This window comes from Bifidobacterium mongoliense DSM 21395 (assembly GCF_000741285.1).
In the GTDB taxonomy this organism is placed as follows: domain Bacteria; phylum Actinomycetota; class Actinomycetes; order Actinomycetales; family Bifidobacteriaceae; genus Bifidobacterium; species Bifidobacterium mongoliense.
The window spans coordinates 205,389-229,046 of sequence record NZ_JGZE01000001.1 but is presented as its reverse complement, the minus strand read 5'-3'; the positions used below and the strand labels follow the sequence as shown (position 1 = coordinate 229,046).

20 protein-coding genes and 1 tRNA gene are annotated in these 23,658 nt (G+C 64.5%); 10 read left to right on the top strand and 11 right to left on the bottom strand.

Features of this window, described 5'->3' with window-relative positions:
- Positions 1-20 precede the first annotated feature (20 nt).
- Positions 21-94, bottom strand: a tRNA-Leu gene (locus BMON_RS01005).
- A 256-nt stretch (positions 95-350) separates the two neighbouring features.
- Between BMON_RS01005 and BMON_RS01000 the strand changes: the two genes are divergently transcribed.
- Positions 351-944 carry an NUDIX domain-containing protein gene (locus BMON_RS01000; protein WP_033511040.1) on the top strand — a complete coding sequence of 198 codons (594 nt, stop codon included), beginning with the start codon at positions 351-353 and terminating at the stop codon, positions 942-944.
- A 153-nt stretch (positions 945-1,097) separates the two neighbouring features.
- On the opposite strand, the gene pyk is transcribed toward BMON_RS01000, so the two are convergent.
- From pyk to BMON_RS00970, 6 genes are all read right to left on the bottom strand, one after another.
- Positions 1,098-2,540 (bottom strand): pyruvate kinase, encoded by a 1,443-nt coding sequence (gene pyk / locus BMON_RS00995; protein WP_033511042.1) that lies wholly within the window; start codon positions 2,538-2,540, stop codon positions 1,098-1,100.
- A gap of 167 nt (positions 2,541-2,707) precedes the next feature.
- Complete coding sequence (locus tag BMON_RS00990) at positions 2,708-3,733, bottom strand: TerC family protein (protein ID WP_033511277.1); 1,026 nt, start codon at positions 3,731-3,733, stop codon at positions 2,708-2,710.
- Positions 3,734-3,792: 59 nt separating this feature from the next.
- Positions 3,793-5,904 carry an excinuclease ABC subunit UvrB gene (gene uvrB, locus BMON_RS00985; RefSeq protein ID WP_033511044.1) on the bottom strand — a complete coding sequence of 704 codons (2,112 nt, stop codon included), beginning with the start codon at positions 5,902-5,904 and terminating at the stop codon, positions 3,793-3,795.
- 1 nt (position 5,905) lies between these two features.
- A complete protein-coding gene (gene coaE / locus BMON_RS00980; RefSeq protein WP_051917698.1) occupies positions 5,906-6,577 on the bottom strand; it encodes a dephospho-CoA kinase in 672 nt (223 codons plus the stop codon).
- A gap of 143 nt (positions 6,578-6,720) precedes the next feature.
- The gene (rpsA, locus tag BMON_RS00975; protein WP_033511046.1) at positions 6,721-8,205 is read right to left on the bottom strand and encodes a 30S ribosomal protein S1; all 1,485 of its coding nucleotides are present in this window, start codon (positions 8,203-8,205) and stop codon (positions 6,721-6,723) included.
- 117 nt (positions 8,206-8,322) lie between these two features.
- Positions 8,323-9,216: a bifunctional methylenetetrahydrofolate dehydrogenase/methenyltetrahydrofolate cyclohydrolase gene (locus BMON_RS00970; RefSeq protein ID WP_033511048.1), complete on the bottom strand. Its 894-nt coding sequence runs from the start codon at positions 9,214-9,216 to the stop codon at positions 8,323-8,325.
- Positions 9,217-9,438: 222 nt separating this feature from the next.
- On the opposite strand from BMON_RS00970, the gene BMON_RS00965 reads away from it, so the two are divergent.
- From BMON_RS00965 to BMON_RS00955, 3 genes are all read left to right on the top strand, one after another.
- Positions 9,439-10,554 (top strand): metal ABC transporter solute-binding protein, Zn/Mn family, encoded by a 1,116-nt coding sequence (locus BMON_RS00965; RefSeq protein ID WP_161786301.1) that lies wholly within the window; start codon positions 9,439-9,441, stop codon positions 10,552-10,554.
- A 127-nt stretch (positions 10,555-10,681) separates the two neighbouring features.
- Positions 10,682-11,593, top strand: coding sequence for a metal ABC transporter ATP-binding protein (locus BMON_RS00960; RefSeq protein ID WP_051917727.1), 912 nt, complete (start codon positions 10,682-10,684; stop codon positions 11,591-11,593).
- Positions 11,590-12,426, top strand: coding sequence for a metal ABC transporter permease (locus tag BMON_RS00955; RefSeq protein WP_033511050.1), 837 nt, complete (start codon positions 11,590-11,592; stop codon positions 12,424-12,426). Before BMON_RS00960 ends, BMON_RS00955 begins: the two co-directional genes overlap by 4 nt.
- Before the next feature lie 115 nt (positions 12,427-12,541).
- On the opposite strand, the gene BMON_RS00950 is transcribed toward BMON_RS00955, so the two are convergent.
- Positions 12,542-13,138 carry a CarD family transcriptional regulator gene (locus BMON_RS00950; RefSeq protein WP_033511052.1) on the bottom strand — a complete coding sequence of 199 codons (597 nt, stop codon included), beginning with the start codon at positions 13,136-13,138 and terminating at the stop codon, positions 12,542-12,544.
- A gap of 148 nt (positions 13,139-13,286) precedes the next feature.
- Here BMON_RS00950 and glgB point away from each other — a divergent pair, with 148 nt between their 5' ends.
- From glgB to BMON_RS00925, 5 genes are all read left to right on the top strand, one after another.
- Entirely contained in the window at positions 13,287-15,545 is a 2,259-nt protein-coding gene (gene glgB / locus BMON_RS00945; protein ID WP_033511054.1) for a 1,4-alpha-glucan branching protein GlgB, read from the top strand.
- A 14-nt stretch (positions 15,546-15,559) separates the two neighbouring features.
- Positions 15,560-16,312, top strand: coding sequence for a response regulator transcription factor (locus BMON_RS00940; RefSeq protein ID WP_051917695.1), 753 nt, complete (start codon positions 15,560-15,562; stop codon positions 16,310-16,312).
- Between the two features lie 91 nt (positions 16,313-16,403).
- On the top strand, positions 16,404-17,453 hold the full coding sequence (locus tag BMON_RS00935) for a sensor histidine kinase (RefSeq protein WP_420307254.1): 1,050 nt from the start codon (positions 16,404-16,406) through the stop codon (positions 17,451-17,453).
- Positions 17,454-17,593: 140 nt separating this feature from the next.
- On the top strand, positions 17,594-18,211 hold the full coding sequence (locus BMON_RS09390; RefSeq protein WP_237745270.1) for a LexA family protein: 618 nt from the start codon (positions 17,594-17,596) through the stop codon (positions 18,209-18,211).
- Between the two features lie 96 nt (positions 18,212-18,307).
- Entirely contained in the window at positions 18,308-19,621 is a 1,314-nt protein-coding gene (locus BMON_RS00925) for a Y-family DNA polymerase (RefSeq protein ID WP_033511291.1), read from the top strand.
- A 118-nt stretch (positions 19,622-19,739) separates the two neighbouring features.
- On the opposite strand, the gene BMON_RS00920 is transcribed toward BMON_RS00925, so the two are convergent.
- Complete coding sequence (locus tag BMON_RS00920) at positions 19,740-20,621, bottom strand: ComF family protein (protein WP_051917693.1); 882 nt, start codon at positions 20,619-20,621, stop codon at positions 19,740-19,742.
- 126 nt (positions 20,622-20,747) lie between these two features.
- Positions 20,748-21,572, bottom strand: coding sequence for an HAD-IIB family hydrolase (locus BMON_RS00915; protein WP_033511056.1), 825 nt, complete (start codon positions 21,570-21,572; stop codon positions 20,748-20,750).
- A gap of 78 nt (positions 21,573-21,650) precedes the next feature.
- Here BMON_RS00915 and BMON_RS00910 point away from each other — a divergent pair, with 78 nt between their 5' ends.
- The gene (locus BMON_RS00910; RefSeq protein WP_033511058.1) at positions 21,651-22,079 is read left to right on the top strand and encodes a metallopeptidase family protein; all 429 of its coding nucleotides are present in this window, start codon (positions 21,651-21,653) and stop codon (positions 22,077-22,079) included.
- A gap of 51 nt (positions 22,080-22,130) precedes the next feature.
- Here the strand turns inward: BMON_RS00910 and BMON_RS00905 are convergent, their stop codons facing one another.
- Positions 22,131-23,648, bottom strand: coding sequence for a DUF5719 family protein (locus BMON_RS00905; RefSeq protein ID WP_033511061.1), 1,518 nt, complete (start codon positions 23,646-23,648; stop codon positions 22,131-22,133).
- Between the last annotated feature and the right edge of the window lie 10 nt (positions 23,649-23,658).

The window sequence follows — 23,658 nt, the reverse complement described above, 5'->3', positions numbered from 1 at the left end:
CGGACCGCTGCTATACGACGTGCCCTTGGTGGGACTCGAACCCACACTGCACAGATTTTGAGGCTGTTTCCTCTACCAATTGGGATACAAGGGCATCCATGGCGATATCACCCGTCGTCCGTGCAAAACCGCCATCTGGAAATCTACCATATCAAGGCGACGGCCGGTCAGGTGTGTCGTGGTCGCCGACGCAGACCACATCCGCGTACATCCAAGCCCTGGTGTCGACCCGCCCGGCATGATGGACGTCCGGAGCGATGCCAGCGCAATGGCAGCGCGAATCGGCGTTCCATCACCCCGCAACCGGTCTACTATGGAAATCACATGCAGCAGGCTCAAGGAGGCAGGGCATGAGCAATGAAACCCATCGCAGATTCGATCCATGGCGTACCGCTCCGGTCGAGGAGGATTCACGCACCACATCGTTGAGAAGCCATTATTTCAATGTGGAACACGTGACGCTCAGCAGCGCGGATGAAGGTGCGTTCGAACGTGATATCCTCACCGAGGCCCGAGGCGATACCGTGGGCATCGTCGCCGTGACCGATGACCACACCATCCCGTTCATCGAGCAGTACCGCGTGCCCACCCACCGCTGGACGTTGGAGATCCCGTGCGGTCACGCCCTGGACTCGAACGAGCAGCCGAAGGATGTCGCGGTGCGCAAGCTGCGCGACGAGGTCGGGTATCAGGCGCAGAGCCTGGTCCAGTTCACGCGTTTCATCAACACGCCGAGTTTCTCCACCCAGCACACGGTGCTCTTCTATGCGCAAGGCCTCACCCCCGTTCCCACTGGTACGGTCGGCCCGGAAACGCCGCGGTTCGAGGTCCGTCATTTCACGATCGACGAAGCATACCAGCTCGTGGTCAACGGCACGATTCTCGACGCCAAGACCGTCATCGCGGTGCTCAGGCTCAAGGCGGGACTCCTGATACCCCGCTGAGCGATGGCGTCAACGACGTCACCACATATGACGATGCCCGCCATGTGAGCAATCACATGGCGGGCATCGTCATATCTCAGCCTCTTTGGTGGGTCGGCGGTTGACCGCACGTGCCGAAGCACACACGACCACCGACTTCACCTCATGGGGTAATCAGTCGCAGGCACCGACGGTGTGCACGTAGATCGAATCCGTGCGACCGGACTGGTGCACGCCCTGGGCGGAGCTCAGGATGACGATCTTATCGCCGTCATTGACCTTGCCCGCGTCGCGCAGCACTTTGTCGGTGAAGACCATGAGATCGCTGCGGCTCATATCGTGGTAATCGTTCTTGAGCAGGAACGCCTCGGTGCCCCAGCTCAGAGCGAGCCAACGGGAGGTATGCTCGTCGCCGGTCAGACCGTAGATCGGGGCGGCCGGACGCTCGCGGGACACGCGCTGGACCGTGCGGCCCGTCTGGGTATAGGCGACGATCGCCTTGGCGTTGAGCTTGTCGGCGAGGTCGACGGCGGCGGAGGAAACGGCGCCGGTGCTCGACATGTCGAGGGTCTTCATCGTCGGGATGCGATCATAGCCGTGGGCGGTCGCATAGTTCGAGATGCGGCTCATGGTGGCGACGGTCTCGGTCGGGTAATCGCCAACAGCGGTCTCGTTCGAGGTCATCGTGGCGTCGGCGCCGTCAAGCACGGCGTTCGCGCAGTCGGAAGCCTCGGCGCGTGACGGCACCGGGGAATGCACCATGGAACCGAGAACCTCGGTGGCCACGATGACGGGCTTGGCGTACTGACGAGCGAGCTCGATGCAACGCTTGGTCACCAGCGGGACCTCTTCGAACGGCATCTCGACGGCCATGTCTCCACGGGCCACCATGATGCCGTCGAAGGCCTTGACGATCTCCTCAAGGTTCTCCACGGCCTGCGGCTTCTCGATCTTGGCGACGACGGGGATGCGACGACCCTCCTCGTCCATGATTTCATGGGCGCGATCGATGTCGGTGGCGAAACGCACGAAGGACATGGCGATGATGTCGGCGCCGGTCTGGATGGCCCAGCGCAGATCCTTCTCGTCCTTCTCGGTGAGCGCGGGCAGGCTGACGGCCACACCCGGCAGATTGATGCCCTTGTGGCTGGAAACCGGGCCGGCCACAAGCACCTTGGTGTGCACGTTGTTGCCCTCGACCTTGGTGACCTCGAGACGGACCTTGCCGTCGTCGATCAGGATCGGGTCGCCGGCGTGGCAATCTCCGGGCAGACCCTTGAAGGTCGTGGAGGTGATGTGCTCGTCGCCCTCGATGTCGTCGGTGGTGATGACGAACTCCTGGCCCTTCTCAAGGTGGACCATGTCCTCGCCCTCGGCGTTCTTCTTGAACCAACCGCAACGGATCTTCGGCCCCTGCAGGTCGACGAGCGCGGCGACGTTGCGACCCGTGGTCTTGGACGCCTGGCGTACGTTGTTGTAGACCTTGAGATGATCCTCGGCGGTGCCGTGCGAGCGGTTGAGCCTGGCGACATCCATGCCGGCCTTCACCAATGCGGTGAGGTTCTCGAGCGATTCGGTGGCGGGACCGATGGTATCAACAATCTTGGCTTTTCTCATTCTTGCCTGCCTCTGGTAACTAAAACGATCGGACCTGATGGCCCGACTTCCGCAAACAAGTCTACTAGCGTTGGCCTCGGTAATCCAAGCCGGAGCATGGGCGTGTTGTTTGCGCTCACAACGTTGCGATTGCAATGAAAACCGCATGTTTTCTGAGGATAAGACGCCTATTGAATATCGTCGGAATCGTGAGCGTTCACATCGTGAGCCGATCCGAGACGTTCCATCCGGCGCATGGTGATGACACTGGCCACGGAGGCTCCCCCGATCGCGACGACGATCACGACGAGCGACAGCCACGTCGGGACCTCGGGCACCTGCTCGATCGGCCTGCCACCGTTGATGAACGGCAGCGTATTGCCATGCAGCGCCTCCATGATGAGTTTGACGCCGATGAAGCCCAGCACCACCGACAGACCGGCGGGCAGGTACACAAGCTTGTCGAGCAGCGCGCCGAGCAGGAAGTACAGCTGCTGCAACCCCAACAGGGCGAAGACGTTCGAGGAGAAGACGATGAACGGATCCTTCGTCAGCCCGAAGATCGCCGGAATCGAATCGAAGGCGAACATGACGTCGGTGGTGCCGATGGTGAGGAACACGATGAGCATGGGCGTCCAATACCGTACGCCGGAGACGGTGGTGCGCAACCGCTCCCCGTCATAGGTGTCGGTCACCTTGACCACCTTGCGCAGGAGGTGGATGAGGGCGTTCTCCTGATAGTCCTCGTCCGATTCCTCGTCGCCGAACACCATCTTCGCCGCGGTGTAGATGAGGAACCCGCCGAACAGGAAGAACACCCAGGTGAACCGGGTGATGATGGCCGCGCCGACGAGGATGAACAGGCCCCGCAGTACCAGCGCGACCATGATGCCGACGCTGAGCACGTATTTCTGCAGACGCCTGGGTACGGCGAAATTCGACATGATGATGACGAAGACGAAGAGGTTGTCGATGCTCAGGGAATACTCCGTGAGCCAGCCGGAATAGAACTCGACCGCGGGACGAGACCCTGCGAAGAACCACACCAGGACGCCGAAGATCACCGCCGCGGCCACGAAGAACGCGATGTGCTGCACGCATTCACGAGTGGAGGGGACATGGGGACGGCGCCCCACCACGAACAGGTCCACGACGAAGAACGCCACGAAGACCACGAAGGTAACGATCATGAACAGCGGTGAGGTTTCAGACATGCTCTCCAGCATACGAACGGCGGGTGACGTGAAGCCGGGGTCCACTCGCCCGCCGTCGCTCAGAGATTGGCCTTGGTGATCTGCCGCAGTTCCTTCTTCAGGTCCCCGATCTCGTCACGCAGACGTCCGGCCAGCTCGAACTGCAGCTGTTCGGCGGCGGTGTGCATCTGCTCGCTCAGTTGGCGGATGAGGTTGGCAAGGTCCTGCGCCGGCAGACCGGCCTTGAGGATCTCCTCATGCCGCCTGTCCGAGCGTTCCCGGTCGAATTCAGGCACTCCGAGATGGGTGTTGCCGGCCTTGCCGGAATTGCGGTAGCCCCCCTCGAGCAGCGTCTGGGTGTCGACGTCCTCTTTGGCCAACATGTCGTTGACGTCGCTGATTTTCTTGATGAGCGGTTTGGGGTCGACGCCGTGCTCCTTGTTGTACGCGATCTGCCGTTCGCGTCGGCGATTGGTCTCGTCGATGGCCTTGTGCATGGCGTCGGTGATCTCGTCGGCGTACATGATGACGGTGCCGGACACGTTGCGGGCCGCGCGGCCGATCGTCTGAATCAGGGAACGGTGCGACCTGAGGAACCCCTCCTTGTCGGCGTCCAGAATCGCCACGAGGGACACCTCAGGCAGATCGAGGCCCTCGCGCAGAAGGTTGATGCCGACGATGACGTCGATCTTCCCCTCACGCAGTTCACGCAGGAGTTCGACTCGGCGCAGGGTGTCCACATCGGAATGCAGGTATTCGACCTTGATGCCCCGCTCAAGCAGGTAGTCGGTCAGATCCTCGGCCATCTTCTTGGTCAGGGTGGTGACCAGCACACGCTCGTTGCGGGCCACACGGTCCTTGATCTCCGCCAGCAGATCGTCGATCTGCCCCGTGACGGGCCGCACCTCGACCTTGGGGTCGACCAGACCCGTGGGACGGATGATCTGCTCGACGACACCGTCCGACAGACCCAGCTCGTAGTCGCCCGGCGTGGCGGACAGATACACCGTCTGCCCCACCTTGTCGAGGAACTCGGGCCATTTGAGCGGCCGGTTGTCCATGGCGGAGGGCAGACGGAACCCGTGCTCCACCAGCGTGCGCTTCCTGCTGGCGTCGCCTTCGTACATGGCCCCGATCTGTGGGACGGTGACGTGGGATTCGTCGATGACGAGGAGGAAATCGTCGGGGAAGAAGTCGAGCAGCGTATGCGGCGCGGTGCCCGGGGCACGGCCGTCGAAATGCCGCGAGTAGTTCTCGACACCGGAACAGACGCCGACTTGGGTGAGCATCTCCAGATCGTAGGTGGTGCGCATGGTCAGGCGCTGGGCCTCGAGTTCCTTGCCCTGCTTGCGCAGCGTGGCCACCCGGCCGTCGAGCTCCGCCTTGATGCTCGTCAGGGCGCGCTCCATGCGTTCCGGACCGGCGATGTAGTGCGACGCCGGGAAGATGTGGACTTGGCTCTCGTGGGCGATCACATCGCCGGTGAGGGGATGCAGCGTGGAGATGCGGTCGATCTCATCGCCGAAGAACTCGATGCGCACCGCGAGCTCCTCGTAGACCGGGATGATCTCGACGGTGTCGCCCCGCACACGGAAGGTGCCTCGGGTGAAGGCGATGTCGTTGCGTTTGTACTGCATGTCCACGAACCGCCGCAGCAGGGTGTCGCGGTCCATCTGCTCGCCCTCCTTGAGCAGGAGCATGCGGCCGGCGTATTCCTCGGGGGTGCCCAGCCCGTAGATGCACGAGACGGTGGCGACGACGACGCAGTCGCGGCGCGTGAGCAGGTTCGCCGTCGCCGCGTGGCGCAGCCGCTCGACGTCGTCGTTGATATTCGAATCCTTCTCGATGTACGTGTCGGTCTGGGGAATGTAGGCTTCGGGCTGGTAGTAATCGTAGTACGACACGAAGTAGCTCACCGCGTTGTCCGGCATGAGTTCGCGGAATTCGGCGCACAGCTGCGCGGCGAGGGTCTTGTTGGGTTCCAGGATCAGCGTCGGACGCTGCAAGCGCTCGATGAGCCACGCGGTGGTCGCGGTCTTGCCGGTGCCGGTGGCCCCCATGAGCACCACGTCGTTCTCGCCGTTGTTGATGCGCGAGGCGAGCTCGTCGATCGCCTGGGGCTGGTCGCCCGATGGCCGGTAGGGTGACTTGACGACGAAAGGCTTGTTCTCCCGCTCGATATTGAATCCCATGCTATCCTCTCCGTGCCATCCCGGTGAAACCTGTCGGACCTGCAGGACCACCGGTCCAGCGCGCATACAGCCTATCAACGGTTTCGAACATTCGTTCGAGCGATTGGTTGGAGTCCACCACGGCATCGGCCATACGAAGCCGTTCCTCGCGATTCGGCTGATGGCGAATCCGATCCTCGGCCTGCCTGCGGCTCATCCCCCGGGTGCGCATCATGCGCTCGACACGGACCTCCGTCGGCGCCTCGACGGTGACGATATGGTCGAAGGAGAAGGGAATCGTGTCGATGACCTCGGCGAGCAGCGGCACATCGTGCACGATGACGAGTGGATGTTCCGAGCCGCGCTCATGTCGCAGCAACTCGCGCTCCGTACGCTCCGCCGACGCATACACCAACGGGTGTTCGATCGCGTCGAGACGATCCCTGGCATCGGGATCCGCCCGGGGGCCGAAGACCTGTTCGGCGATCCACGCACGATCGAGCTCGCCTTCCTCGGTCAGGGCCCGCGGGCCGAAGGCCTGCGCGATGCGGTGCAACCCCACCCCGCCCGGCGCCACGACCTGCGCGGCGAGACGGTCGTAGTCGATCACCCGGGCGCCCAGTTCGCACAGATGCGAGGCCACGGTGCTCTTGCCCGAGGCGATGCCCCCTGTGAGTCCGATGCGTATCATCATGGTTCCCCATCCTAACGCCGGTGACGCCGGATCGGGGCTCCGGGGATGCAAAGGACCCGGCCCCCATCGGGACCGGGTCCTCATACCCGTGCTGAAGCACGGCGCGATGATCGAACGCAGGGATCGACCCTACGCCCGCGGCATCACTTCTTTTCGCTCAGCAGCTGCTCGCGCAGGGCGGCCAGCTGGTCGGAACCGGCCAGCGTGCCCTCGGTGCCCTGTTCGGACGAGTAGTTGGACGAGGAGGTCTCCTCGGCCTTGGACTCGCGCGCACCCTGGTTGTCCTCGGCGGCGGAGGTCGCAGCGTTCTCGATCTCCTTCGTGACGAAGGCCTTGTGCTGCTCCCACAGGTCGTGGGCGGCCGCGTACTGCGACTCCCACTCCTCGCGCTGCTTCTCGTAACCGGCGATCCACTCGTTCGTGCTCGGGTCGAAGCCCTCCGGGTACTTGTAGTTGCCAGCCTCGTCGTACTCCGCGGGCATTCCGTAGAGCGCCGGGTCGAAGTCCTCGGAGGACGGATCCACCGAGTCGTTGGCCTGCTTGAGGGACAGCGAGATGCGGCGACGATCGAGATCGACGTCGATGACCTTGACGAAGACCTCTTCGTTCGGCTTGACGACGGTCTCGGGGTTCTCCACGTGGCGGTTGGCCAGCTCGGAGATGTGCACGAGGCCCTCGATGCCGTCTTCGACGGAGACGAAGACACCGAACTGCACGATCTTGGTGACCTTGCCCTTGACGATCTGTCCGGGGACGTGGGTGCGGGCGAACCGCTGCCACGGATCCTCCTGGGTGGCCTTGAGCGACAGGGAGATGCGCTCGCGGTCCAGATCGACGTCAAGCACCTCGACGGTGACCTTGTCACCGACCTTGACGACCTCGGACGGGTGATCGATGTGCTTCCAGGACAGCTCGGAAACATGGATCAGGCCGTCCACCCCGCCCAGATCGACGAAGGCGCCGAAGTTGACGATCGAGGACACGACACCCTCGCGGATCTGACCCTTCTTGAGCTGCGAGAGGAAGGTCTCGCGCACTTCGGACTGGGTCTCCTCGAGATACTGACGACGCGACAACACCACATTGTTGCGGTTCTTGTCGAGCTCGAGGATCTTGGCCTTGATCTTCTGCCCGATGTACGGGGAGAGATCGCGGACACGACGCATCTCGACCAGGGAAGCCGGCAGGAAGCCGCGCAGACCGATATCGACGATAAGACCACCCTTGACGGCTTCGATGACGGTACCCTCAACGACGCCGTCATCCTCCTTGATCTTTTCGATATCGCCCCAGGCGCGTTCGTACTGAGCGCGCTTCTTGGACAGAATCAGACGGCCTTCCTTGTCTTCCTTCGTGACGACAAGTGCTTCGATGGTGTCGCCGACCTCGACGACATCCTCGGGCTTGACGTCCTTCTTGATGGAAAGCTCGCGGGAGGGGATGACCCCCTCGGTCTTGTAGCCGATGTCGAGCAGGACCTCGTCGTGATCGACCTTCACGACGGTTCCCTCGACGAGATCTCCATCATCGAAGTTCTTGATGGTGGAATCGACTGCCTTGATGAAGTCCTCTTCGGTGCCGATATCGTTGATCGCGACCTTGGTGACTTCCGTATTGTTCTCTGCCATTAAATAAGTGGTTTCTGTTGACTAGTGGATGGATAATTACCGGTATTTAGTTATTGTGCATCCTCTCGGACACATACAAGCCATAGGATACAAGGCCCCATGCCCAAAAACTCCGCATTATTCCGGGCGTGTCTCCCCCACCGCACGTTCGGCGATCTCCACCACATTGGTGAGCAGCATGGCGCGCGTCATCGGACCCACGCCGCCGGGGTTCGGGGTGTACGCCGAGGCCTTCGGATAACACGCACGATCGACGTCCCCCCTGATGCGGTAGCGTCCGGTCTCGGCGTCGAGCACGCGGCTGATCCCGACGTCGACCAGCACGGCGCCCGGACGGATCCGCTCCGGGGTGACGAATCCGGGCTGCCCGGCGGCGGCGATGATGACATCCGCCTGCCGCATGTGGCGCGTGATGTCCGTCGTGCCGGTATGGCACAGCGTGACCGTCGCGTTCTCACCGCGTCGCGTGAGCAACAGACCGATCGTGCGCCCCACGGTCACGCCGCGGCCGATGACGCACACGTCCTTGCCATCCAACGAGATACCGTGGCTGCCGATGAGTTCGATGATTCCCCGGGGGGTGCATGGCTGTGGCGTGCCGGGATCCCCGTCGATGTGCAGCACGAGCTGCCCCAGGTTATAGGGGTGCATGCCGTCGGCGTCCTTGGCGGGATCGATGGCGTTGATGACGGCGTTCGGGTCGATCGCGCCCGGTAGCGGCAGCTGCACGATGAAGCCGGTGCACGCCGGATCGGCGTTGAGCGCACGCACCTCCTCGAGTATGCGATCCTGCCCGGCATCGGCCGGCAATCTGCGCTGAATGGAATGGATGCCCACCTCGGCGCAGTCCGCATGCTTGCCGGCCACGTAGCGCGTCGAGGCGGGATCGTCGCCGACCAACAGCGTGCCCAAGCCGGGCTGCACCCCGTGCAACCGCAGGCTGCGGACCCTGCGCGACAGATCCCGTTTGATCGCCGCGGCCGTCGCGATTCCGTCGAGTATGGTGGGCATCTGACCTCTTCTCTCGGTGGCGTCCCGGGTGGCGCGCCCTGCGGTGCCCCTGAAACCCGTTCGACCGTGAAACCTTGCAGGACAATAGATTATCGTGGGGTAAAGTCGTATGGTGTCCATGAAGGCCGCCGATAGCGACCATGGCGCCGTGGAATGCGAACCCGATTCGGATCGTCCACGAACCATCCAGGGGGCATCCACTGCAGGAGGGAAGGCGGGACCATGGTGAGGCATTATCGCAAGGCGTTGCGCCGACTGATCGCGGCGGCCACCGCGGCGGGGACGCTGGTCTCGTTGTCGGCTTGCCAGAGCCCGTCCAGCCGACCCAGTCCCATGGCATCACCGACGACGGACTCAGGCCCCATCCTCGTGGCGTCGTCACTAAAACAATGGGGGGCGCTGGCCCAGACCATCGGGGGAAGCGACGTATCCGTGACCTCCGTATTCGACGGCGCATCATCCCAAGCACGGAACTTCGAACCCTCGACACACGACGTCGATGCGCTGCGCAAGGCCACGGTCGTCGTCTCCAACGGCGCTGGCTACGATCCGTGGGCCGCCGCGAATCTGAGCAAAGGCGCCCAGAGCGTCTCCGCCGCCGAGGCGGTGGGCGCCCTGGACGGAGACAACCCCTACCTGTGGTTCTCCAAGGATGCGCGCGGCAGCGTGGCCTCGGAACTCACCGAGGTCTTCTCCAAACTTCGTCCGGCGAAGAAACGACAGTTCACCGCACGGCTCGGCGCATGGCGGGCCGACGAAGCCGCACTCGCCACACGCATGAAGAAGGCCGCGGCGAAGCGCACCGGCTCCACGTACGCCTCGGACGGGACGGTGGGGTACTACCTCATGTCCGACATGGGCTTCAAGGATCTCACGCCTCGCGGTTACGCACAGGCCACCCTAGCCGGGGGCTCATCGGGATCCGCCGATCTGGAGGATTTCCAGCATCTGCTGCAACACCATCAGGTGACGTTGTTCGTCACCTCCGCCGATGCCGCTGCGGGCACCGATCCAGCCGCCACCGATGGTGCCGGATCCGAGCAGGGCGACACCCATACCGATGCGGCCGATCAGAGCCATAGCGGCGACGACGCTTCCAAGACGCTCCTTACGGCGGCGAGTCAAGGCGGCGTGCCGGTCTTCCGGCTGAGCGCGGCGATGCCTCCGCGGTTCACCGACCTGACCGCCTGGATGTCCGATATCGTCTCCGGCATCGGGACAACGCTCCCGACTGACAAAGCGGCCGGGGACCAAGGAAACGACGGCAGGCAGGGCGATCCCAGCCCCTCCCCCACAGAGGCCACGCCGCATTCGACGGCAACCTCCCGCACACCCTGAATCCGTGGTTCACACCCGCCCCGTCATCAGCGCGATGCCCCTGCGGGTTGGTTGTCATGCCGGTTCCTGATAATGGTTGTCAGCATATAAGCGTGCACCGCAACGCACGTAGATGGGATCGACATACATGCATACATCACCACCGCGTCCCGCCAAGCCGCAGGACAACGCCATCATCTTCGACGACGCCCGCGTGACCCGCGGCGACCGCGTCATCTGGAGGAACGGCTCCTTCAGCATCCCCACCGGCTCCGTGACGGCCATCGTCGGCACCAACGGCGCGGGCAAGACCACCATGATGAACGTGGAGCTGGGCCTCATCCCGCTCTCCGCCGGATCGGTGACGGTGCTCGGCAGCCCTGCCGGCTCGGCGAACGCCCGCATCGGTTACGTTCCGCAGAGCTACACCTCCGAGGTCGATGCCAACATCACCTCAGAACAGTCGGTGCTGCTGGGGCTGACCGGCATGCGTTTCGGCATCCATCCGGTCACCCGTGCACAGCGGGACAAGGCGCGTAGGGCCATGGAGTTCGCCGGCATCGCGGACCGTGCCAGGTACCGCCTTTCGCAGCTTTCCGGAGGCCAGCGCCAACGCGTGGCCATCGCACAGGCCCTCGTGTCCGACCCGAAGCTGCTCATGCTCGACGAACCCCTGGCGAACCTCGACCTGGCCAGCCAGCGGGCCACCGTCCATGTGCTCGCACGCCTCAATCGCGAGCTCGGCACGACCATCCAGGTCGTCGCCCACGATCTCAACATGCTGCTGCCCATCCTGACCGGGGCGGTGTATCTGTTGGACGGCCACCCGCATTACGCCGCCATGGACGAAGTGCTGGACGCCGACCTGCTCACCCATCTGTACGGCACGCAGGTCCAGGTCGTGACCACGCCGCAGGGCGACATATTCGTCACCCCCAGTCCCGACGAACCGCAGGACGCCACGCAGGACGTACACGACCCCACGGAGGTCGCGCAGTTCCATCATCATCACGGCGATCGGCCACGGAGGGTCGACCACGACGAGGAGGGCCGGCAATGAGCCACGTCAATTTCACCTTTGATCCGCAATGGTGGACGACGCTGCACGCGCCGTTCATGGGCAACGCCTTCCTCGCCGGCATCTGCATCGCCGTGGCGTCAGGCGTGATGGGCTATTTCACCATCGCCCGGCATTCCACCTTCGCCGCACATGCCTTGGCCCACATCGGTCTTCCGGGGGCGACGGGCGCCGTGCTGCTCGGCCTGCCGGTCTCGATGGGCCTGGGGATCTTCGCCCTGGGCGGGGCACTCACCATCGGTGCGCTGGGCAAACGCGCCTCGCAACGCGAGATCGCGACGGGCACCGTACTGGCCTTCGCCACCGGTCTGGGCCTCTTCTTCGCGCGGCTGTCGACATCCGCGACCCAGCAGATGCAGTCCATCCTCTTCGGCTCCATCCTGACCATCACCAACGGTCAGATCGTCGGTTTCGTCGTCTTCGATGCGGTCCTGATCCTGCTGCTTGCGGTGATCTACCGCCCGCTGCTGTTCAGCTCCTTGGACGAGCAGGTGGCCCAGGCCAAGGGGGTGCCGATCGCGCTGATGAACGTCGCGTTCATGGCCGTGATGGCCGGAGTCGTCACCATCGCGGTTCCCGCGGTCGGGACGCTGCTGGTGTTCGCTTTGGTGATCACTCCTGCGGCGACCGCGAACATCATCGCACCCTCGCCGTTCCGTTCGATGCTGATCGCGAGTTGCCTGTGCCTGGTCTCCATCTGGGGGGGCCTGGCGATCTCCGCGATGTTCCCGGCCCCGCCGAGCTTCATCATCGTGACCATCTCCACGCTGTTCTGGGCCGTGGCCAAGGCGGTGAACGGCCTGCGTCAGCGATAATCAGCCACGCCGATCAGCACCATACGAATCGGCGCCCCGGACCAGGTGATTCACAGGTCCGGGGCGCCGATCTCATATCGATGCGGATACGCGCGTCGTTACGTCTTCTTGGTCGTTACTTCTTCTTGGGCTTCTCCGCCTCGCGCTCGAGCCGCTCGAGGGTCTGCGATGCCCGTTCCTCCGGCGACCCGGTATGGTGCTTGTCGTCGCCGGGCTGCGGTTCGGCGTACCCGAGATTGACGTCGAGCAGTCGCTGGGCCTCGGGCTCGTCGATCTTCTCCGACAGGGCGATCTCGGAGGTGAGGATGCTGCGCGCACGGGTGAGCATGCGCTTCTCCCCCGCGGACAGACCATGTTCGTCGACGTCTCGCTGGGCGAGATCGCGCACGACCTCCGCGATCTTGTTCACATCACCGGTGGCGATCTTCTCGACATTGAGCTTGTAACGCCTCGACCAGTTCATCTCCTTCTCGAGGATGGGCGTGCGCAGGATCTCGAAGACCTTGGCGACCTCCTCGGCGTCCACGATGTCACGCACGCCGACCTTCTTGGCGTTCTCGACGGGGACGTTGATGACCAGACCGTCGGATGACATCACGGACAACTGCAGATACTCCCGGGTGATGCCCTTGACCGTCCGTTCATTGATGGCTTCGACCTTTGCGGCCCCGTGACGTGGGTACACCACCATGTCTCCGACCTGATACCCCATAAATCCTCCGTGAACACCGACACATTCTCGACAATAAGCCTATTCTATGGTGCCATATGCCCATGACGTCGACCAAGTTCCCGCCTCGGGCGCGACACGATGGACCTCTCTACGCACAATGCGGCCAAATCGAGTCTATGCTTTAACCATGGCTACAGAATCGACAATCAAGGATGATCGCAACGCCCTGTCCGTGGACAGGCACAAGTTGGAGGCTGTCAGCGACGCCCGCTACTACAATCCGCACGAGGTGCTGGGCGGCCATCTCGGGGCCGGCGCGGACGCGGACACCGTCACCTACCGCGTGTTGCGTCCGCTGGCCACCGAGGTCGTCATCATCACGCAGCAGGGCGCGTACCCGGCGCAACACGAATGCAATGGCATCTTCGTGGCCGTGGGCCCCTCGACGACGACGGATCGCGGCACCAGGGCGGTGCCCGATTACCGGGTGAGGACCACATACGACGACGGAACGACCCTGACGCAGGACGACCCGTACCGTTACCTGCCCATGATCGGCGACATCGACACGTACCTGTTCGGTGAGGGACGCCACGAACGCCTGTGGGAGGTGCTGGGCGCGCACGTCAAACACCTCGACGATCCCATGGGCTCGCAGGATGGCACCCCCGGCGAGGCCGTGACGGGCACGGACTTCACCGTCTGGGCGCCGAACGCGCATGCGGTGCGGGTCGTGGGCGACTTCAACGCCTGGGACGGCCGTCGCCATGCCATGCGCGAACTCGGCGCCTCGGGCATCTGGGAGCTGTTCATCCCCGGACTCGAGGCAGGATCGACCTACAAATACGAGATCCTCACGTCGGATGACCACTGGGTGATGAAGGCCGACCCCATGGAACGTTCCCACGAGCTGCCGCCGCACACCGCCTCGCGTATCTATGAATCGTGCTACGAGTGGAGCGACCGGGCATGGATGGACCGCCGCAGGCGCACGAATCCGCACAACGGCCCGGTGAGCATCTACGAGGTCAACGCCAACAGCTGGGACCGGGGGCTGAAGGACTACCGTCAGCTCGCGGATCGTCTCGTCGACTACGTCGCGCGCGAGGGCTTCACGCATGTGGAGTTCATGCCGCTGGCCCAGTATCCCTTCTCCGGATCGTGGGGCTATCAGGTCACGGGCTACTACGCCGTCGATTCCAGGCTGGGCGACCCCGATGGGTTCAAATACCTCATCGACCGCATGCATGAGGCGGGCATCGGCGTCATCATGGACTGGGTCCCGGCGCACTTCCCCAAGGACGGCTTCGCGCTGGGGCGTTTCGACGGCACACCGCTGTACGAGGACCCCGACCCCACTCGGGGCGAGCACCCGGATTGGGGCACCTACATCTTCAACTTCGGTCGCCGCGAGGTGCGCAACTTCCTCGTCGCGAACGCCTGCTTCTGGCTCGATGAGTATCACGTCGACGGTCTGCGGGTCGACGCCGTCTCCTCGATGCTGTACCTCGACTACAGCCGCGAGCCCGGCCAGTGGCATCCGAACATCTACGGCGGGCGGGAGAACCTGGAGGCCATCGACTTCCTCAAAGAGGCCAATGCGACCGCCTACAAGAACAATCCGGGCATCATGATGATCGCCGAGGAATCCACCGCCTACCCCGGGGTCACGGCGCCCACGAACGCGGGAGGACTGGGCTTCGGGCTCAAATGGAACATGGGGTGGATGCACGACACCCTGCAATACCTCAACGAGGAACCGATCAATCGTCGCTGGCACCACAACGAGATCACCTTCTCGATGGTCTACGCCTATTCGGAGCACTATGTGCTGCCGATCAGCCATGACGAGGTCGTATACGGCAAGGGTTCGCTCTACGAGAAGATGCCCGGCGACAAATGGCAGCGCTATGCGGGGGTGCGCGCCCTGTTCGCGTTCCAGTGGGCCCATCCGGGCAAGAAACTCACCTTCATGGGCAACGAGATCGCGCAGATCGGCGAGTGGAACCACGAGGGGTCCCTCGACTGGGGATCGCTCAACCAGGACGGGCACACCGGGATGCAGCGGTTGGTGACCGACCTCAACGCGCTGTACCGTTCCTCCCCGGCCCTGTGGAGCCAGGACTTCGACCCCGCAGGATTCCAATGGCTCACCAGCGATGACGCCGACCACAACACACTGTCGTTCATGCGCATCGGGGCGAAGGGCGAATGGATGGTCGTGGTCGTCAACTTCTCCGGTGAGGCGTGGCAGAACTATCAGGTGCCGCTGCCCCAGGGCGGCGTATGGCGCGAGGTCCTGACCACGGACGACGTACGATACGGCGGTTCGGACATCCACAACGGCGACATCGAGGCGCAACCCGAGGCCTATCACTCACGTGATTGGTCCGCCCGTCTGACCATACCGGCGTTAGGGGCGGTATTCTTGGAACCGGCACACTGAAAGGCGGTTCTGTTATGTTCAACTCCCCGACGCGTCAAACGAGATCACGGACTATCCTGGTCGTCGAAGACGAACCGGATCTGGCCACCGCCATCGCACAGCGCATCGCCGCCAACGGATGGACGGCCCGTGTGGCCTCCGACGGGGCGAGCGCGGTGCGGGCCGCGAGCCAGCTCAAGCCCGATCTCGTGATCATGGACATCATGCTTCCGGTGATGGACGGCATCGAGGCGACCAAGCGCATCGTCGCCGAGCGCCCCGTCCCCGTCCTCATGCTCACCGCCCGCGACGCGGAGTCCGACAAAGTGATGGGGCTCGGCGCCGGGGCCGACGACTACATGACCAAGCCCTTCTCCCCGCGCGAGCTCATCGCGCGCTGCGAGGCCCTGCTGCGCCGCGTCGAGCGCGCGACCATCATCGCCAAGAACCTCGAAAACGAGAAGATCCTTGATTTCGGCTCGTTGGTCATCGACCCACGCCAGCGCATCGTGACGCTCGACGGAGACCAGGTCCATCTCACGCCCACCGAATTCGATCTGCTGGCCACCTTGGCCCGCCGCCCGCAATCGGTGTTCAAACGCGAGAAACTGCTCGAGGAGGTGTGGGACTGGCCCGACGCCTCGGGAACGCGGACCGTCGACTCGCACGTCAAGGCGCTGCGCCATAAGCTCGGTTCCGATCTCATCCGCACCGCGCACGGCGTGGGCTACGCCTTCGAGCCGCCGCAGACCGGCGTCTCGGCGCATACCACCGAGGACGCGCGCTGACGCCCATGACACCCCGTTCCCCCCCGAGCCTCCACGCGCCCGGTCCCTGCGTCGTCCTTCGCCAAGGCTCCAGGACGGTCGGCCCATAGGATTGTTCTATTCGCTGAAGATCGAGCTGAGCATCCTCATCGTCATCTCCACCGCCGTCGCCTTCGTCATGGCCTGGGTGCTGCTCAAGCTGGGTCTCAGCGGCTGGATCGCCATGCCCCTGACCCTGATCGTCGCATTGGGCATCACCTATCTGTTCGCCCGCGGCCTGATCGCACCACTGCGTGAGATGCGCGACGCCGCGGAGGCGATGGCCGACGGCGACTACACGGTGCGGGTGAAGACCGGCCGCAACAGCAACGACGAGATCGGGCAGCTCTCGCGTTCCTTCAACGAAATGGCCGAGGAGCTGCAGCACGCCGACCAGATGCGCACCGACATGGTGGCCAACGTCAGCCACGAGCTGCGTACGCCCGTCTCCGCCTTGCAGGCCATGTTGGAGAACCTCGCCGACGGCGTCGTCGAACCGACGCCCGCCAACCTCGAGGGCATTCTCAACCAGACCCACCGGCTCTCCGATCTCATCGCCTTCCTGCTGGACCTCTCCCGCATGGAGGCCGGCGCGGCGAGCCTCAACATCGAACGGTTCGACGTCGCCGAATTCCTGGACGACACCCTCAAGCCCCTTGAGATCGCCGATGCCGGACACGCCCACGACATCACGCTCCAAGTCCCGGAAGGCCTCTCGATCGAGGGGGATCAGGACCGTCTGCGCCAGCTGTTCACCAACATCATCTCAAACGCCCTCAAACACTCCGCCGACGGGACGGCCGTGCTCATCGAAGCGCGGGTGGACCCCGATGATCATACCGTCGTCACCAATGTCGTGAACTCCGGCTCGCAGATCCCCTACGCCTCGCGCTCCGACATATTCCGCAGATTCGTCAAGGGCAAGACCGGCCCCGGCACCGAATCGGGCGGCACCGGGCTCGGCCTGTCCATCGCGCGATGGGCCGCACAACTGCACGGGGGATCGATCAGAGTGGTCGACGATCCACGGGGCGCCAACTTCGAGATACGTCTGCCCCAGCACCACGTCAGCGACGATGACACACCCACGTCCGAGGACAACCGCGCGGAAAGCAGGGCCTAGCCCCTTCCCTCCGCGCCTTGTCCCATGACGCGGAGGGAAGTCTCAGATTATTCAATCCGACCCTTCCCCGAGCACGCCTTGTCCCATGCCTTGGCCATACTGATATTCGAACATATGTTCGAATATCAGTATGGAGGTGCATGATGCCCGTCACCGCGCAAACCCACGACGATGTGACCGCACGCCCATGGTGCCATGCGGTGAGTGTCGCCCGCGCGACCACCTCGCCTCGGGCGGTCCCCATGGCGCTCGAAGCCGTGCATGCCGGATTCCCCTCGGTGGCACAGGATTATTTCTCCGGCGATTTCAGTTTCGACGAGCACATCATCGAACACCCGGACACGACCTTCATCGTCACGGTCGCCGGGGATTCCATGCAGGGCGCCGGCATCTGGGACGGCGACCTGCTGGTCGTCGACCGTTCGCTCACGCCGGAACCGGGCGACGTGGTGGTGGCCGTGCTCGATGGCGAACTGACCGTCAAACGCCTGCTGTTTCAAGGCTCTCGCCCCATCCTGCATCCCGAGAATCCCCGATACCCCGATTTCCGGCCGATGGATGATGAGGATCTCACGATCTGGGGGGTGGTGACCGGGAACTTCCACCCGCAGTCCCGAGGCGGCCCGCGCAGCGTCGACACGCCGACGCCGCGGCAGCACACGAACGGCCGGGGAACCGCCGCACCCACCCCCCGGCATCATCCGACCCGGACAACGACAGGGGGCATCGTCCGCGGCGACGAGCCCCTCACGCACTAGGTCGGACGGCGCAACACCCGGCGCGCAACGCCGGCGGACGGGACACCCGCCCTATGGCGGCGACGGCCGATACCCCCACGACGGGTGGGCCTGCTGATGCCCGGATTGACGGTGCTCGCCGACGCGAACAGCTTCTTCGCCTCCTGCGAGACGGTGTTCGACCCGACCCTGGCCGGAAAACCGGTCGTCGTACTCTCGAACAACGACGGCTGCGTCGTCGCCCGTTCCGCGAAGGCGAAGGCGTTGGGCATAGCCAACGGCACCCCCTGGTTCAAGATTCGCGAACGCGCGCGGCAGGATGGCGTGATCGCCAGGAGCTCCAACTACGAGCTTTACGCCAGTCTCTCCGCGCGCATGATGTCGGTGATGCGAACGTATATGCCCCGTCAGGAGATCTACTCGATCGATGAATGCTTCCTGCATGCCCCTTGGAACGCCGCTCGGACGGCGCAGGCCTCCATCCGCATGCGCGAGGCGGTGCTCACCGGCGTCGGCATCCCCGTCAGCGTCGGCATCGCCCCCAGCAAGACCCTCGCCAAGGTGGCCAACCACTGGGCGAAGGACCATCCCCAGGAGCACGGCGTGACCGTATGGCCCCGGGCGGACGACGTGCTCATCACCGAGGCCTTGGCCACGATACCGGTGGAACGTGTCTGGGGGGTGGGCCGGCGGCTGACCAGAACATTGCAATCCATGGGCATCCTCACCGCGCTGCAACTGCGCGACACCGACCCCGTCGCGATCAGACGCCGCTTCTCCGTGGTGTTGGAAAGCACCGTGCTCGAGCTGCGGGGCCTGCCTTGCATCCCCGACCAACCAGCGGCCGCGGACGGCGAGCGAACCACGCAGATTCTCTGCTCACGCATGTTCAGCACACCCATCGAGGGGTTCGAGGGCATAGGGCAAGCGCTCGGACTCTACGCGCAGCGCGCCTGCCACCGGCTGCGACGCCAACACGGCCTGTGCTCCCAGGTGCACGCGTTCTGTTCGACGAGTCCGTTCGACACCGACCACCACTACCTGTCCTTGCATGGCGTGAGCATGCTGCCCGATCCCAGCGACGACCCGATCACCATCGGCAGGGCGGCCTATGACGCCATGCGCCCGCATTTCGATCGCCATGGGCGGTACATCCGCGCCGGCGTCATGCTGTGTGGCCTGGTCGACGCGGATGTCTTCCACACGCTTGATGGGTTGGAGGCCGTACGCGATGACCACCATCTGGGGGCGGTGCTCGACGAGGTCGCCAGACGCTTCGGCCCGGCACGGGCCGGCGTAGGATACGCCGGAATCCGCGGATCGGGACGTCACAGCGGCGACACCGGCGCCCCATGGAGCATGCGCCGGGACATGCTCTCCGCGCGCTGCACGACACGGTGGGACGAGATGGCCGTGGTCCACGCATCCTGAGGTTCGCCGTCCGTACGGTCCGCCACGGCGTCCGGTACCATTCCGGCCCGCGTCCGGCCCGCGTCCGGCCACTAGGGGCCGCTAAAGGGCCACTATGGTCCATGACATCCTACCGGAATCACGGCGCGGGGCGCTGCGCCGCGTGGGCGAGAGCCAACGCCGCCACCACCTCGGCACGCCCCTCGCGCAGGAGATGCACGGCCCGTCGCATCGTGGCCCCCGTGGTCACGATGTCATCGAGCACGATGACGCGCCTGCCTTCGATGACGGCGCGCGACGCACGGTGCAGCGCCTCCCTCGCCCGGTCCTCTCGTCGCCCGGCACCCACCGTCTGGACCGCCTTGCCCATAACACCGCTCATGCGCAACGGCGTCGCCACACGAGCATCGACCCCCAGCCCACGCAGCACCATCGCCAGGCGTCGGGCCAGCGGCAGCATATGCCATCGGCCACGCATACGCACCGATCGCGGCGACGACGGCAGAGGTACGATGAGCACACCGCCCATACAGCGGGCGACCATCCCCCGATCGACCATGAGCCTGCACAACAGACGGGCGAACGCCGACGTGCACTCCTCATCGCCGTGATCCTTCCAACGCAATACGGCCCGCCGGACCCGGGATCGGTAGACGCCGCAACCATCGCACTCCCCCGTCACCACGCCGCGCATGGCACGCCGTTGGGGCATCAGGAACCCCGATGCGCACTCCCCGCACAGCACCACGTCCGGCACACCACATCCCGCACACCCACGCGGCAGCACCACACCCACCAACGCACCGACCACACGGCGCACCGCACGGCGTCGTGCGCGCCGGCGGTCGATACCGTCAGGCCCGTCATCCACAGACCAGTCATCCGCAACGCCGTCATTCACGACACTACAGTCCACAAAGTCAGAGTCGGCAAGACCATCGTCAGCAAGGCCAGAGTCGCCAAGGCCGTTGTCGGCAAGAGCATCATCGGTGGAATCGCGGTAGGCAAGGTCATCGTCCATGCCTGGAGACTACGCCGGCAGCCTCATCGTCGCATGGCTGGCACGGCATGGTGGTCGAAGGCACAGGGATCGCGGCGGCGTCGACCCGGAGCCCTACGGCTGCCGCACTGTGCTCTATGCCGTGCGCTATATGGTGGCACCGGCGTTGCGGGACAGCCCGGCGATCAACGCATCACAAAGCCGCAGGGTGTCCTCCGGCCCCGACACGCGGATGGCGATGGTGCCGGCCATGGCGGCCGGGTAATCGTTGCCGTCCGGGTCCATGCGGTCACCGACATAGATGATCCGCCCCACCTGGGTGTCCAGGAGCGAGGCGAGGGTCCGTACGGCATACGCCTTGTCGATGCCGCGCTGCGAGACATCGACGCTCGTCGAACCGCCCGAATGCACCGCCAGGTGGGGAAAGTCACGGCCGACCGCCTCGGCGAGCCGGTTCTTCTTGGCGTTGTCCGGATCCCACGCCTCCTTGCGTTCGATGGGGGCACGCTGCCCCAACGCGGAGAACGTGATCTGACTGCCGCGGTCCTCGATGCAATCCCCCCAGGGGTGCTCGCACCAGATGCCCTGCTCACGCGCATGGCGTTCCAGCGCGGCGATGACATTGCGGCGGTCGTCGGAATTCATATCATGGGCATACTCGCGATGCCAGTCCGAACCGCTCCAACGATAGTATCGGGTCCCGCTGGTGGGCATGAGATGCAGATTGGTGCGGTCGGCGTCATCGGTCAGCATGGCGAGCACCTGGCTGTCGATGAGGGCGAAGCTGCCGCCAGTGACGATAGCCACGGGAATCAGCGTGGTCAGCGTGGATATCCTGCGCCCCATCTCGGGGCTCATCGGCTTCTTGGATCGCGCCAGGGTGTTGTCCAGGTCGAAGGCGACGACGCGTGCACGGGCGCAGGCCTCGTCCAGATCGAGTCCCGTCCGGTCCGGTATGGTTCGTACCGCCATATGCTTTCCTCCCGCACCTCGTCGTCATGACTCATGTATCGTAACGCAATGCCGCCGCCATGGCATAACGTAGCAGGTATGATTCGTCCGCCATGGCAAACCCGCGTATACCGCAATCGTCACGGAAGGGGTGTGCGCACCCCGATGTTCGGATCGCGTCTGCCCCGCTACCGCACGCGCGGCGGCATGTTCGACGACATGGTGGCCTCGCAGCTGCGCCGCCTGTCCCAGGCATGGCCGGACCTCGTCGCACCGGTGCAGTTCGCCGTCGAGGACGTACCGCCCTCGCAGCCGGCCCCGTGGGAGGACAGCCCCAGCCTCGACTCCCAGTCGTTTCCCGCCGGGCGGGGATTGCCCGCACGCGTCGTGCTCTACCGGCTCCCTTTGCAGATGCATGCCGGGGCCCGTGCGAACCTGCAGTGGGCGATACGCGACGAACTGGTCTCCCGCATCGCCGAACTGTACGGCCGCCGGCCTGAGGAGATAGACCCCGACTGGGGCATGTAGCGCCCCGACCTGGGAGGCGCTCACGGGATACCCCGACATCAGGGCCTCAACCTACCGGACGATGCCCTGATCGGCCTGCACGCGAATGCGCTCACTGCGCACGTCGAGGGACTGCGGCTCAAGGTATCCGACGCCGGCCAGCTTCGCCTTGTCGACAGCGTCGCTTGACACTCGCATCCCCCACGCGATGCCTTCGGCATCGTGCAACGCGAACAGTCGGGCCCCATTGCCGACATCACCGTCGGAGAGGCTGAGCGCATCCCCCGCCTTGAGTTCGATCCTGCGCGACCCCACGGCCTTGCCGTGATCGTCGTAGGCGCGGAGCGTCGCGGTATGCGATGCATCCGAGGTATTGATGAAGGACATCGATCCAGCGACCGAACCGGGCAGCACCACGGCTGACTGCCGCGCCGGCACCGAAGCGCCGATGAAGGCGAAATCCTGCTGCCCGGCATCGCCGCTGCGCGTCACACGCACCTGGGCGCGAATCGGTTCGGAGGATGCGATACTCAGCCCTTGGACGCCCTTGGGGGCCTTGCCCACATCGATGGCCGACACTTTGTCCGCGGCGATAGCATGCTCGGAGACGTCGCCGTCATCACCGCCGACCCAGGAGACCCGGGCTTTCGCATGGTTCCTCCCGAAGGCGAACAGAGTGACCTCATCGCCCTCATGCACGGCCGGCAGCATGATGCGCTTCGCGGCGGGCGCCGCACCCGACACGTAGTCCGATCCCTTCACGGTCAGGCCGTCGAGCCGCACCGTGCGCACGAAGGCGGCAACCGGCGTTTCGAGGCTGGAGACGCTCACGAACAGCCCCCGTTCGTCGGAGGCCGCAGCCACCAGATCGAAGACGGATTGCGCATGCGCCGCCACACCCAACGAGCTTCCCACAGCCGACGTCAGGACTCCGGTGTGGGAGGTGCCCCAGATTCTGACATGCACGGTGGCCGCTTTCGCCGAGGTGTTGGCCACGACCAGTTGCTGGGTGGTGCCGTCGGTGGTGGCCGGTAGGAGGAAGGCCGGGGTGAGCGACGGGGTGATGCAGGACGATGCCGACAGGCCGCTCAGATCGCCCTTCGTCGCCGTTGAAACGACCGATGATGACGTTCCGGTGCCCGACTCCGCACGCAGCATACGGGTGTCGACGATGCGCGCACCACCATCCACCGTGCCCGACGCCGCCTTCACGTTCGACGCGTCGAGAATATCGGGATCCTCAAGTTCGCCATCCCCCGTGTCCTGTCCGTCGAGGGTGCCGATCGAGGCGCGATAGATGGAACCGAAGGCGGCGTATCGGGCCGAGGAGGAGATATCGCCGGCGGAGGATTGGAATTCGCTGTCCCCGTACGATCCGGTATCCGACAGGCCCATGCGCGCCGGGCAATAGGTCGTCAACTGCGTCTGGGAAACCTCGTGGACCGTGGTCGCTGCGCCGGTCGGCACGCGGTCGACAAGCCACGGGAGCGGCCGATGCACGGCAAGCGTCGCGACCACACCGAGAATCATGAGCATCGTGACGACTCCGGCGATGATGCGCCGCGTCCTGTCGGCATGGTTCGTCCGCATTGATTCGCTC

Bases quoted from the DNA above. Each gene is read 5' to 3' on its own strand.
- BMON_RS01000 (WP_033511040.1), top strand. From the start codon at position 351: ATGAGCAATGAAACCCATCGCAGATTCGATCCATGGCGTACCGCTCCG.
- pyk (WP_033511042.1), bottom strand. From the start codon at position 2,540: ATGAGAAAAGCCAAGATTGTTGATACCATCGGTCCCGCCACCGAATCG.
- BMON_RS00990 (WP_033511277.1), bottom strand. From the start codon at position 3,733: ATGTCTGAAACCTCACCGCTGTTCATGATCGTTACCTTCGTGGTCTTC.
- uvrB (WP_033511044.1), bottom strand. From the start codon at position 5,904: ATGGGATTCAATATCGAGCGGGAGAACAAGCCTTTCGTCGTCAAGTCA.
- coaE (WP_051917698.1), bottom strand. From the start codon at position 6,577: ATGATGATACGCATCGGACTCACAGGGGGCATCGCCTCGGGCAAGAGC.
- rpsA (WP_033511046.1), bottom strand. From the start codon at position 8,205: ATGGCAGAGAACAATACGGAAGTCACCAAGGTCGCGATCAACGATATC.
- BMON_RS00970 (WP_033511048.1), bottom strand. From the start codon at position 9,216: ATGCCCACCATACTCGACGGAATCGCGACGGCCGCGGCGATCAAACGG.
- BMON_RS00965 (WP_161786301.1), top strand. From the start codon at position 9,439: ATGGTGAGGCATTATCGCAAGGCGTTGCGCCGACTGATCGCGGCGGCC.
- BMON_RS00960 (WP_051917727.1), top strand. From the start codon at position 10,682: ATGCATACATCACCACCGCGTCCCGCCAAGCCGCAGGACAACGCCATC.
- BMON_RS00955 (WP_033511050.1), top strand. From the start codon at position 11,590: ATGAGCCACGTCAATTTCACCTTTGATCCGCAATGGTGGACGACGCTG.
- BMON_RS00950 (WP_033511052.1), bottom strand. From the start codon at position 13,138: ATGGGGTATCAGGTCGGAGACATGGTGGTGTACCCACGTCACGGGGCC.
- glgB (WP_033511054.1), top strand. From the start codon at position 13,287: ATGGCTACAGAATCGACAATCAAGGATGATCGCAACGCCCTGTCCGTG.
- BMON_RS00940 (WP_051917695.1), top strand. From the start codon at position 15,560: ATGTTCAACTCCCCGACGCGTCAAACGAGATCACGGACTATCCTGGTC.
- BMON_RS09390 (WP_237745270.1), top strand. From the start codon at position 17,594: ATGATGCCCGTCACCGCGCAAACCCACGACGATGTGACCGCACGCCCA.
- BMON_RS00925 (WP_033511291.1), top strand. From the start codon at position 18,308: ATGCCCGGATTGACGGTGCTCGCCGACGCGAACAGCTTCTTCGCCTCC.
- BMON_RS00920 (WP_051917693.1), bottom strand. From the start codon at position 20,621: ATGGACGATGACCTTGCCTACCGCGATTCCACCGATGATGCTCTTGCC.
- BMON_RS00915 (WP_033511056.1), bottom strand. From the start codon at position 21,572: ATGGCGGTACGAACCATACCGGACCGGACGGGACTCGATCTGGACGAG.
- BMON_RS00910 (WP_033511058.1), top strand. From the start codon at position 21,651: ATGATTCGTCCGCCATGGCAAACCCGCGTATACCGCAATCGTCACGGA.
- BMON_RS00905 (WP_033511061.1), bottom strand. From the start codon at position 23,648: ATGCGGACGAACCATGCCGACAGGACGCGGCGCATCATCGCCGGAGTC.